Origin of the sequence: Staphylococcus sp. HMSC061G12 (genome assembly GCF_001838465.1) — a bacterium.
GTDB classification, from domain to species: domain Bacteria; phylum Bacillota; class Bacilli; order Staphylococcales; family Staphylococcaceae; genus Staphylococcus; species Staphylococcus simulans.
On the sequence record NZ_KV836998.1, the window covers coordinates 48489 to 61613 of the forward strand.

Here is a 13125-nt window from a genome sequence, read left to right on the forward strand (position 1 = left end):
ATGCCTAAAAGAATTTAGACACCAGTTTGTGTTTGATTTACTATGGTTTGACTATAGCGATTTTATCCCCATGTGTCACTTCACCTTCATGAACCAACTCTATTTCTGGTTGTTCTTGATTTGTGACGATAATCGGTGTGATAGTACTATCCGCATGTTTCTCAATATAATCTAAATCTACTTTCATCAACGGTTGGCCCAGTACAATTTTATCCCCTGCTTCAACTAAAATATCAAAGCCTTGGCCTTCCAATTTAACGGTTTCTAAGCCGAAATGAATTAATAATTCTACGCCGTCTTTAGATTCTAAACCCAGTGCATGTTTGGTTGGGAAGATCATCTTCACTGTACCATCAAATGGTGCGTAGACTTCACCTTTAGATGGTTGAATCGCAAAACCGTCTCCCATCATTTTGCCAGAGAAGACTTGGTCAGGCACCTCTGAAAGTGAAACGACTTTACCTGTAATCGGCGCATAAATTACTGCACCGCCCTCAGCTACAACTTCTGCTGTTTCTGTATCTCCATCTTCTGTTACTGTCGTTTCTAACGGAGACGTAATCTTGCCATCCATAATCTGTTGCATATCATGTTTGATTTGATCTGACTTCGGTCCGAAAATCGCCTGCATATTATTGCCGACTTCAAGGACACCTGATGCTCCTAAATCTTTTAATTCTTGAACATCCACTTGAGACTTATCATTCACTTCTACACGTAAGCGTGTAATACATGCATCTAAATGTTTAATGTTGTTTTTACCACCCATCGCATCTAATACTTTAAATGGTAATTCACTCACTGACACGTTCGTTTGTGTCACTTCTTGATCTTCACGACCTGGTGTTTTCAAGTTCATTTTCTTAATTAAGAATGTGAATAAGAAGTAGTACACAACTGCATAACAAATACCGACTGGAATCACTAATAACGCATTGGAACGATCCCATGATAATAAGCCATATAAAATATAATCAATAAAACCGCCTGAGAAGGTCATACCGATTTTAACGCCTAATAAATGCATAATTAAGAATGAAGAACCTGCTAAAATGACATGTGCAACATAAAGAATCGGCGCTACAAATAAGAATGAGAATTCTAATGGTTCTGTAATCCCTGTTAAAAAGGCTGTAAGCCCTGCTGATAACATTAAACCTGCGACTACTTTTTTACGTTCTGGTTTCGCTTGACGATAAATCGCGAACGCTGCTGCTGGCAAACCGAACATCATAAATGGATATTTACCTGTGGTAAAAGCCCCTGCCGTAAATGGCACACCATCTTGATATTGTGCCATCCAAATACGTTGGTCACCACGAATTAAGTTACCCGCTTCATTTGTATAATGTCCGAACTCAAACCAAAATGGTGCATAGAAGATATGATGTAAACCAAATGGAATAAGTGAACGTTCAATAATCCCGAAAATAAATGTCGTTAAAGCTAAGTTTTTACCTAATAAGAAATTAGATAAGTTATTTAAGCCATCTTGAACAGGTGGCCATACAAAACTTAAAACAATCCCTGTCACGATTGCGACTAATGATGTAATAATCGGTACAAATCGCTTCCCAGCAAAGAATCCTAAAAATTGAGGAAGTTGAATGTTGTAGAAGCGGTTGTAACATATCGCTGCTAAAGCCCCGATAATAATCCCGCCGAATACACCTGTTTGTAAGGTCGGTATGCCTAATATCAAAGCATGTGCCGGGTCTTTTGCTGATTGTCCTAACGTTTTAGCCCCTTCAGCATAAGAATAAATATCATCAATTGTAATACCTACGACTTTACCCATGGTCGCATTCATAATTAAATAACCGACTAGTGCCGCAATACCAGCAACACCATCACCACCTGCTAAACCAAGTGCTGTTCCCATCGCAAAGAGTAATGGCAGGTTATCAAAGATGACCTGACCAGATACTTCCATAATCTGACTGACCATCTGAATATAATGATTTTCCATCCAAGGTGCGTAGTGTAAGATTTGTTCGTTGTGCATCGCATTACCGAACGCCAGTAAGATCCCAGCTGCAGGTAAAATCGCCACTGGCAGCATTAAGGCTTTACCAATACGTTGTAATTGTCCAAAAAAGAATTTGAATAACTGTTTCATAGATAACCTCCTTGTATAAAAAAAGCACGAGCTAGAAACCTCCTAGAGTTTCATAGCTCGTGCTCAATGTGCATGACGCATCGATTAAAGTGTCTAAGGTGTTGTTTCTGTGTAGCTGTTTCTATTTAATTAAGACTGCTTTATCACCATGGTTAACATGGCCATGTTGTAACACTTCTAATGTGCGATCATTTAAATTTGTAACGACGATTGGTGTAATCGTACTTTCAGCATGTTCTTTAATGTAATCTAAGTCGACTTTCATTAAAGGTTGGCCTAAAACGAAGTTATCGTTTTCTTTAACTAAGATGTCGAAACCTTGACCTTCAAGTTTAACGGTTTCTAAACCGAAGTGAATCAATAATTCCACGCCATCTTCTGATTCAATACCAATCGCATGTTTTGTTGTGAAGACCATTTTCACAGTACCGTCGAATGGTGCATAAACATCGCCATTATCTGGTTTGATTGCGATACCGTCGCCCATCATTTTTTCAGAGAATACTTTATCTGGTACTTCTGTAATATCTACTAATTCACCTGTAATCGGTGCATAAATCACTGCGTCACCTGTTTGCGCTACTTTCGTTGTTGCATCGCCTTCATCAATCACTGTAGTTTCTTCAGGAGATGTGATTTTACCATCCATAATCTGTTGCATATTATGTTTGATTTGATCTGATTTCGGACCAAAGATCGCTTGCATGTTATTACCGACTTCAAGCACACCTGAAGCACCTAAATCTTTCAAACCTTGTACATCTACTTTTGCTTTATCATTTACTTCTACACGTAAACGTGTAATACATGCATCTAAGTGTTTGATGTTAGATTCGCCACCCATCGCGTCTAACACTTTGAATGGTAATTCATTTGTTGAAACTGTAGATGTCTGCATCTCTTTGTCTTCACGACCTGGTGTTTTGTAGTTCATTTTTTGGATGACGAAGCGGAAGATAACATAGTAAATAACCGCATAAATTAATCCAACTGGAATAACTAACCACCATTGTGTCTTATTCGGCAAGATACCGAGTAAGAAGAAGTCAATAAATCCACCAGAGAATGTGTAACCTAAGTGCACATCTAATAAGTAAAGAATTAAGAATGATAAACCATCTAATACTGCATGAATGAAGAATAATAATGGTGCTACGAATAAGAATGAGAATTCTAAAGGTTCAGTGATACCTGTTAAGAATGATGTCAAAGCACCAGATAACATTAAACCAGCAACCACTTTTTTATTTTCTTTTTTCGCTGTTTGATAAATCGCAAGTGCTGCTGCTGGTAAACCGAACATCATAACTGGGAATTCACCTTGCATGAATTTACCTGCAGTTAAAGGTACGTTATCACGAATTTGTTCGATAAAGATACGTTGGTCACCATGAATGATTTGACCCGCCAAGTTTTTATATGAACCGAATTCAAACCAGAACGGTGCATGGAAAATATGGTGTAAACCAAACGGAATCAATAAACGTTTAATGAAACCGAATAAGAATACAGCTAATCCTGTATTTGATGCTAATAAACCTTCACTGAATGCGTTTAAGCCGCCTTGGATAAATGGCCAAACAATCGCCATTGGAAACGCTAAAATAAATGATAACGTCGCCATCATAATTGGTACGAAACGTTTCCCTGCGAAGAATCCTAAATAACTTGGCAGCGAGATGTTATAGAACTTGTTATAACACCAGGCCGCTAAAGCCCCGATAATGATACCGCCAAACACACCCGTTTGGAGTGTCGGAATTCCTAATACTGTCGCAAAACCTTTTGCAGCATCTGCTGCTTTTTCAGGTGTTACATTTAAGAACATTCCCATTGTTTTGTTTAATACAATAAAACCGACGAATGCTGCGATAGCTGCAACACCATCTCCGCCGGCCAACCCGATTGCGACACCTAATGCGAAGATAATGGCCAAGTTATCAAAGATAATCCCACCGGCACCTTCCATCATTTTCGCAACGTTTTGAACACCTTCTACTTTAATAAAAGGCAGTAAACTTTGAAGCGCATCGCCTTGAAAGGCGTTCCCTAATGCTAAAAGTAAACCCGCTGCCGGTAAGATCGCAACAGGAAGCATTAACGCTTTACCAATACGTTGCAATTGACCGAAAAACTTTTTCCACATAAAAGTTTCCTCCTAAATTTATAAAGTTGTAAACATCACCTAGCGACATAGCAGCAAAGAAAAAAAGGCATGAGTAATAAAAGCTGGAAGTACGACCAACTTTCATGACTCATGCCTAATCGAATTAGTTACACGTTATGATTTTGATTTTTATTCGCAAAATGATAAATATGCAACGTCAGATACGAGAGTTCCGCTTCATAGACAGGAACTTCAAGATGCTGCTGCATCATTTTAATGATTTTAACAGCTATATTATAGCACACGGGATAATGCGCTTTCAACATGTTTCCGAAATCTTCATTGACTTGAATTGTTTCACCTTTTTGCAAGCGTCTGATTAAGAATTGGATATGGCGGATAAAGCGTTGATAGATAATCGAACTTGTATCAATTGTATAACCTAAATCATGTTCCATAATTTGAACACTTTTATTGATAATCTCATTCGTCAATCTTACTTCGCTTAAAGTTAAATCATCTTTACTGCTTGCGATATGTAACGCGATAAAGCCGATTTCATCATCTGGAAAATCAATATCTAACAAGCCGTTTAAATGCTCTATCACTTGAACCGCAATTTGATATGATTCAGGGTATAGCTGTTTCGTTTCAATTAAGAATGGATTTTTAATAAATTGCTGCTGTTTGATACGTTTATACGCAAACAAGATATGATCCGTTAACGCGACGACTAAATCATTATCATCAACTGAGCGATCCGCTTTCGTGATGATATCAATCGCTTCAATAATTGATTGTAAAACATCATCATCAGCCATCTCTACTAATGCTTTATAATGTTCTTGTTCAGATTTATGTTCTAATTTATAAACTTTATCAATCATTGCTTTGTCAGATAAGCGCATCCCTTTTTTCTTATTAAAACCGATACCTTTTCCGATAAGAACGACTTCGTGCTGTTGTGTTTCATCTTTACAGATGATGACGTTATTATTTAATGCTTTCTCTATCACGTAGCTGCTCATGAAGATCACCTTTTCTCCTCAATACTCTATCCTATTCATTATAGCCCATTTCACTATTGATAGCGCTGAATTAGAAATTATTTTACCATATCCTTGTACATACTTGGACTATTTTTTATTATTTCATGTTTTTCTTCTCTAGAAATACAATAATTTGTCATTTTTTATACTTCTAAAAAAATAAAATCCCTTATCAACAACACATAATGTGTGTGATAAGGGAAGCAAATGGTTGAATCTCTTATTCAACTCATACTCTATTTATTATTTTTTACGTGATAATTGTTTAGCTGGATCGCCCCAACATTCAATACCAAATAAATTGATTTCCAAGTTCTCTGGCTTGAAGATCGGTTTCTTACCAGCTTTACGTTGGTCATGGTAATCTTTCATCACAGCCAGTGCAATGTTAGACAAGGCAATGATAGAAATAATATTGACGATTGCCATTAAGCCCATGAAGACATCCGCAGTACTCCATACTGTTTCTGTTTTCACAACTGCACCAAAGAAGACTAATAATACAACTAAACATCTGAAAATAAATAACACCGTTTTATTGTAAGATAAGAATTCAATGTTAGATTGACCATAATAGTAGTTACCGATAACAGATGAGAATGCGAACAATGTAATTGCGACAGATAAGAAAATACCGCCTGCACTGCCTAAATGTTCGTTCAATGCTGATTGTGTTACCGCAACCCCTTGTGGTGCACCTTCACCAAATTGTAAACCGCCGTATAATAAAATAACGATTGCTGTTGCAGTACATACTAAGATTGTATCGAAGAATACACCTAATGACTGAAGTAAACCTTGTTTTACTGGGTGTGGTACAGCTGCTGTTGCTGCCGCGTTCGGCGCAGAACCCATACCGGCTTCGTTTGAGAATAAACCACGTTTAATCCCTTGTAATACTGCCGCACCGACTGCACCGCCAGTCGCTTGTTCAATCCCAAATGCACTCTTGAAAATTGTTAAAATCATTGGAATGATTTGGTCATAGTTCATGATTAAGATGACTAATACCACACCAATATAAATAATTGCCATAATCGGAACGATATATGAAGACAATGTTGCAATACTTCTTACACCACCGAAAATGATAATTCCTGTTAATACTGCAAGGACAATACCTGTTACGACTGGGCTGATATGATATTGTGTTTTCAATGATTCTGCAATGGTATTGGCTTGTACTGTATTAAACACAAAAGCGAATGTAATCGTAATTAATACCGCAAATAAGACACCTAACCATTTTTGATTCAATCCTTTTGTCATATAGTACGCTGGTCCCCCACGGAAACCGCCTGCTTTATCAGGTACTTTATAAACTTGTGCTAAAACGGATTCTACAAACGCACTGGCAGCACCGATAGACGCGATGACCCACATCCAAAAGACTGCACCAGGACCACCTAAGACAATTGCAGTCGCAACACCGGCAATATTACCCGTACCTACACGAGACCCTGCACTGATTGCGAAAGCTTGGAAAGGTGAAATCCCTTTTTCACCGCTATCTAATGTTTCAGGTTTTTCCACTAACGCTCTAAACATTTCTCCAAATGACGTAAACTGTATAAACCTGGAGCTGATTGTAAAGAAAAGTCCTGCAGTCAGCAGTAAACCGATTAAGTATTGTGACCAAATCAGGTCATTCCCTACTTCAACAAATGCTTTAAACCAACCAGGTACTAAACTATCAAAATCTTTCACATTTATTACCTCATATTCTGTTAAATATTTATGTATATCTGATACATAACAATGGAATATATCGACTGCTTTCTTCAATATACACCACTTAAATAAAAAAATACCAAGAGGCAGGATTCTAAAAGAATGTGCTACCACTTGTTATTTCATTTGATTTACTCTATATTTTATCATCTTAGCAATTATCTGACTATAATTTTTTGAAAAACCTTATCCTTCACAAAGAAAAGCTGTTCAAATTAAAAGGAATATACGTCCCTTTTTGAACAGCTTTACTTCATTAAATTTATGCTTCAGGTTCACTCATATCTGATACAGATAATGCTTCAACATCTCCGAAGCTATCTACATCAACCACAAATGAGCCATTTGTATATTGTTCTGTTAAATGTACATCTCCGACAGTACCTGTGAAAGTATCCTTGTTTGAATACAATGTATACGTCGCAGCTGGATTTTCAATCACATCAGCACCTACGATACGATGCGGTTTGCTTTTTAGTTCTTTCAACAGTTTAATACCGCGTTGTGCACGTTTAGCTTCTGTTAACACTTGATAGCCGATACGTTTAACTGCACCTCTTTGTGTTGCCATTAAAATCGTATTATCAGGATGTACGACTTGTGTCATCACTACGTAGTCATCATCTTTAAGGTTAATCGATTTTACCCCTGCAGCACGTAAACCAGTACTTGATAATTCATCCGAACTATAAGTTAATGACATACCTGTATGTGTAATGACTGAGAGTAATTGCGGTGATTCAATACGCATCACATTAATCACTACATCATCATCTTTTAATTTCATCGCAATCAGCGGTTTATTGAAACGTGTTGTCTTAAACAGACCTAACTCACTTTTCTTGATCATACCGTTTTTCGTAGCCATTAAATAATCCGCTTCTTGTTTGAAATCTGGTTCAGTAAAGACATCAATGACACGTTCATCATTTTCTATCGGCACAAGTTGTGAAATATGCTGACCAAGGTCTTTCCACTTGATATCAGATAGTTTGTGCACCGGTAAGTAGAGATAACGGCCTTTATCTGTAAAGACTAAAGCGATATGTTGCGTATTCGTTTCTACGTAACGTAATAAGCTGTCGCCCTCTTTTAATCCGACTTCTTCTACTTTATTCGCATTGAAGCTTCGGATTGAAGTACGTTTGATGTAACCATCTTTAGATAAACTTAAAATTGTTTCCTCACTCGGCACAATCACTTCTTTAGAGATTTTAATTTCAGAAATCTCTGCTTCAATACGAGATAAACGTTCTGATTTAAAACGTTTACGAATCTCTTTCAATTCATCTTTAATCACGTTTAATAAAGCATCGTGGTTATCTAAGATATGACGTAAGCCTTTGATTTGCTCTTCTAATTCTTTATGTTCCGCTTCAAGCGCCACAATATCAGTGTTTGTTAAACGATATAATTGCAATGTCACAATAGCTTCTGCTTGTTCTTCAGTGAAGTCAAACTCTGCGACTAAATTATCTTTCGCATCACGTTTGTTTTTAGATCCGCGGATAATCGCAATGACTTCATCTAACACAGATAAAGCTTTCATTAAGCCTTCAACAATATGCATACGCTTTTCAGCGTGGAACAAGTCATAGCGTGTACGTTTCGTCACAACTTCAATTTGGTGATTCAAGTAACTATCGATAATTTGGCGGATGCCCATTTGTTTAGGGCGTCCTTCACTGATTGCGACCATATTGAAGTTATAAGAGATTTGTAAATCTGTATTTTTGTATAAGAAGTTTAAAATCGCTTCACTATTAACATCTTTTTTCAATTCAATCGCAATACGTAATCCCGTACGGTCTGTTTCATCACGTACTTCGACAATACCATCCACTTTTTTATCTGCACGCAATTCATCAATCTTTTTGACTAACGCACTTTTATTCACTTCATATGGAATTTCAGACACTACTAATTCTTGTCTGCCGTTACGTAACGTTTCAGTTTCCACCATAGAGCGAACGACAATACGTCCTTTACCTGTTTCATATGCTTTTTTAATACCGTCGACACCTTGAATAATGCCGCCAGTCGGGAAATCCGGCCCTTTTATGTGTTTCATTAACTGATTCACTGTAATATCTGGATTATCAATGAACTTCAAAGTTCCATTAATGACTTCACCTAAGTTGTGCGGCGGAATATCTGTCGCATAACCTGCAGAAATCCCTGTGGAACCGTTCACTAATAAGTTAGGGAAACGCGCAGGCAATACCATCGGTTCTGTTGTAGTGTCATCATAGTTCGGCACAAACGAAACTGTTTCTTTATTGATGTCGCGTAATAATTCTTCAGAAAGTTGACTGAGTTTCGCTTCGGTATAACGCATCGCAGCTGGCGGGTCATTATCAATACTCCCGTTATTACCATGCATTTCAATTAACACATGACGCAATTTCCAGTCTTGACTTAAACGCACCATCGCATCATAAACAGAAGAGTCGCCATGAGGGTGGAATTGTCCGATAACATCACCGACTGTTTTGGCACTCTTACGGAAGTTTTTATCAAATGTATTGCCGCTTGAGTACATCGCATATAATATACGACGTTGTACCGGCTTTAAACCGTCTCTGACATCTGGGAGGGCACGTTCTTGGATGATGTATTTACTGTAGCGGCCGAAGCGGTCGCCAATGACATCTTCTAACGAAAGGTCTTGGATGATTTCGCTCAATTTACTTCCTCCTCATCGTATGCTTCTTGATCTAGAATTTCGATTTCTTCGTTTTCTAGAATACTTTGATCTTCTTGCATACCAAATTGTACATGTCGTTCAATCCAATCACGACGTGGTGCAACTTTATCACCCATCAACGTCGTCACACGTTTTGATGAACGAACTTCATCTTCAACATTAACGCGAATTAACGTACGCGTTTCTGGATTCATTGTAGTTTCCCACAATTGGTCAGGGTTCATCTCACCTAAACCTTTATAACGTTGTAAGCTGAAACCTTTGCCTAATTGTTTTTGAAGATTTTCTAGTTCATCATCTGTCCAGGCATATTCTACTTTCTTCGCTTTACCTTTGCCTTTTTCTAATTTGTAAAGTGGCGGCAAGGCAATAAAGACACGGCCTGCTTGTACAAGCGGCTTCATGTATTTAAAGAAGAACGTTAATAATAAAACTTGAATATGTGCACCATCTGTATCGGCATCGGTCATAATAATGACACGATTATAGTTGCTGTCTTCTAATTTGAATTCAGTTCCTACACCTGCACCGATCGTATGAATGATAGTGTTGATTTCTTCGTTTTTGAAGATATCTTCTAAACGTGCTTTCTCAGTATTAATAACCTTACCACGTAATGGTAAAATAGCTTGATATTTGCGGTCACGACCGAGTTTAGCAGAACCACCTGCAGAGTCACCCTCTACAAGATACAGTTCTTTCTTCTCTGTATTTTTACTTTGTGCTGGTGTTAACTTACCAGACAATAAAGTATCTTTGCGTTTGTTCTTTTTACCAGAACGTGCATCTTCACGTGCTTTACGTGCAGCTTCTCTGGCTTGTTGTGCTTTCACTGCTTTCTTGACAAGTGATTTAGATAATTGTCCTTTTTCTTCTAAGTAGAAAGGTAGTTTCTCTGCGACTACACTATCTACTGCACTTCTTGCTTCCGCCGTACCTAGTTTAGACTTCGTTTGTCCTTCGAATTGTAATAACTCTTCAGGAATACGGACAGAAATAATCGCTGTTAAGCCTTCACGAATATCATTACCATCTAAATTTTTATCTTTAGCTTTTAATTCACCAATGCGACGCGCATAATCATTAAACACACGTGTCATCGCAGTTTTAAATCCGACTTCATGTGTACCGCCGTCTTTAGTACGTACGTTATTGACAAAGCTTAAGATACTTTCAGAATATTGATCATTGTATTGGAAAGCGATATCGACTTCGATACCATTGGCTTCTCCTGAAAACGTCGCAACATCATGTAAAACTTCTTTGCCTTCGTTGACGTAAGACACAAATTCTTTGATGCCGTCTTCATAATGATAAATTTCTTCTCTTTCTTTACCAGAACGTAAGTCTGTTAAAGTGATTTTTAGATTTTTTAAAAGGAAGGCTGATTCTTGTAGGCGTTCGCTTAATGTATCAAAATTGAATGATGTGGCTGATTTAAAGATTTCTGGATCAGGTTTGAACGTTACTTTCGTTCCTTTTTTACGTGTTTTTCCTTTTTTCTCTAAACCAGTGGCAGGTAATCCCCCTTTATTAAAACGCTGTTCATAAATAAAGCCGTCTCTATAAATTTCAACGACTAACCATTCACTCAATGCGTTAACTACAGAAGCCCCTACCCCATGTAAGCCGCCTGATGTTTTGTAGCCGCCTTGGCCGAACTTACCTCCGGCATGCAAGATTGTGAAGATAACTTCGACTGTCGGTTTACCAGATTTATGAATTCCCGTCGGCATCCCGCGTCCGTTATCTTCTATTGTGATACTATCGTCTTTATTGATAGTCACTTTGATTTCATTACCATAACCGTTCAATACCTCATCTACTGAGTTATCTACGATTTCATATACTAAGTGGTGTAAACCACGTTTATCGGTTGACCCAATATACATTCCTGGTCTTTTACGGACTGCTTCTAATCCTTCAAGTACTTGAATAGAATCGTCCGAATAGTTTTGTCGTTTATTTGTTGCCAATCGATTCTTCGCCTCCTACAAACGTACGTTCGTTTATAAAACATTACAATAAACATTCTTACTTAAATCAAATCAAAATGCAAGTCAGAAATTGATTTGCATGTGATAACATTTTACAACCTAACGAAAAAAGATTTCTTTCGATAAAAGATTTTGTTACTATGAAAATCGAACATTGTCGCTTAAACTATATATAACGAGAATGTGTCGTGAAAATAACAGAACAGTCCACTTCAAAGTCTTGGAGTGTGGTAAAATAACGTTATCGTCAATAAAGGAAGTGTCAAGGTCAATGATGATTGTACTCATGCTGCTGCTCGCCTACTTAGTAGGTTCATTCCCAAGCGGTATCATAATCGGAAAATTATTTTTCAAAAAAGATATAAGACAGTATGGAAGCGGTAATACCGGTGCTACTAACAGTTTTCGTGTGTTAGGACGACCAGCCGGATTTGCTGTAACTTTCTTAGATATATTTAAAGGTTTTATTGTAGTTTTCTTTCCACTATGGTTCCCAATCCATACGACAGGACCTATCAGTGAGTTCTTTACACATGGTATGATTGTCGGTGTATTTGCGATAGTCGGACATGTTTTCCCAGTCTTTCTTAAATTCAAAGGCGGAAAAGCTGTCGCAACCAGTGCGGGTGTCGTATTAGGTGTTGCTCCGATTTTACTCTTAATCTTAGCAGCTATCTTCTTTATTACATTAAAACTGACTAAATACGTATCCTTATCAAGTATCGTCGCAGCTATTTGCTGTGTCATCGGATCACTCATTATTCAAGATTATATCTTATTAGGTGTCAGCATCATCGTTGCTGTCTTATTGATTATCAGACACCGTACAAATATTATAAGAATCTTCAAAGGTGAAGAGCCTAAAATTAAATGGATGTAAACCACAAACCGGGACAAAATGTGTTCCGGTTTTTTATAACTATACAAAATTTTGTCAAATCCGTTCTATACTTTTTAAAGAAATTGAGCATTTAAGGTTAATCATGGTGTTATAACGGTTATACTCTTATATATAAATCTTTATATGCAGCATAATATTTGGTAATAATGAGAGGAGTTTTACCATGGAATTGAAATTGACAGATAAAGCAATCAACTGGTTCAAAGATGAGTTTGAATTACCTCAAGAAGGAAAAGCCATTCACATCTTTGTGCGTTATGGCGGAGAACCTCAAATCAAACAAGGTTTCAGCCCTGCATTCAATATTGATAACCGCAATGATCAACCCATTGAAATTGGATTTGAACAAGACTATGACGGTGTAGACATCATTATTGCCGAAAAAGACTTATGGTACTTTGAAGATGTATCAATAACTATCGATGTTGATGACAAAGATGAAATTACTTTCAAATTTTAATAGCATCTCTAAACACATATAAAGGGGTCGGGACATAAATGTTCTGACTCCTAA

General features: G+C 37.4%; 8 protein-coding genes. 2 read left to right on the forward strand and 6 right to left on the reverse strand.

What is annotated here, in order from left to right; translation table 11 throughout:
- Positions 1-40: 40 nt before the first annotated feature.
- The 6 genes from ptsG (HMPREF2937_RS00220) to parE all read right to left on the reverse strand — a co-directional run bounded on the left by ptsG (HMPREF2937_RS00220) (position 41) and on the right by parE (position 11689).
- Positions 41-2119 (reverse strand): glucose-specific PTS transporter subunit IIBC, encoded by a 2079-nt coding sequence (gene ptsG, locus HMPREF2937_RS00220; protein ID WP_057510540.1) that lies wholly within the window; start codon positions 2117-2119, stop codon positions 41-43.
- Positions 2120-2240: 121 nt separating this feature from the next.
- The gene (ptsG, locus tag HMPREF2937_RS00225; RefSeq protein ID WP_070863787.1) at positions 2241-4265 is read right to left on the reverse strand and encodes a glucose-specific PTS transporter subunit IIBC; all 2025 of its coding nucleotides are present in this window, start codon (positions 4263-4265) and stop codon (positions 2241-2243) included.
- 128 nt (positions 4266-4393) lie between these two features.
- On the reverse strand, positions 4394-5254 hold the full coding sequence (glcT, locus tag HMPREF2937_RS00230; protein WP_037556387.1) for a glucose PTS transporter transcription antiterminator GlcT: 861 nt from the start codon (positions 5252-5254) through the stop codon (positions 4394-4396).
- Between the two features lie 264 nt (positions 5255-5518).
- A complete protein-coding gene (locus HMPREF2937_RS00235) occupies positions 5519-6982 on the reverse strand; it encodes a glutamine transporter AlsT (RefSeq protein WP_002480867.1) in 1464 nt (487 codons plus the stop codon).
- A gap of 286 nt (positions 6983-7268) precedes the next feature.
- Complete coding sequence (gene parC / locus HMPREF2937_RS00240; RefSeq protein ID WP_023015249.1) at positions 7269-9692, reverse strand: DNA topoisomerase IV subunit A; 2424 nt, start codon at positions 9690-9692, stop codon at positions 7269-7271.
- Positions 9689-11689, reverse strand: a complete 2001-nt coding sequence (parE, locus tag HMPREF2937_RS00245; protein ID WP_002480865.1) for a DNA topoisomerase IV subunit B — start codon at positions 11687-11689, stop codon at positions 9689-9691. The genes parC and parE overlap by 4 nt, the downstream gene beginning before the upstream one ends.
- A 292-nt stretch (positions 11690-11981) precedes the next feature.
- Between parE and plsY the strand changes: the two genes are divergently transcribed.
- Entirely contained in the window at positions 11982-12590 is a 609-nt protein-coding gene (plsY, locus tag HMPREF2937_RS00250) for a glycerol-3-phosphate 1-O-acyltransferase PlsY (protein WP_023015251.1), read from the forward strand.
- A gap of 184 nt (positions 12591-12774) precedes the next feature.
- Positions 12775-13071: a HesB/YadR/YfhF family protein gene (locus HMPREF2937_RS00255; RefSeq protein WP_002480863.1), complete on the forward strand. Its 297-nt coding sequence runs from the start codon at positions 12775-12777 to the stop codon at positions 13069-13071.
- Positions 13072-13125 lie beyond the last annotated feature (54 nt).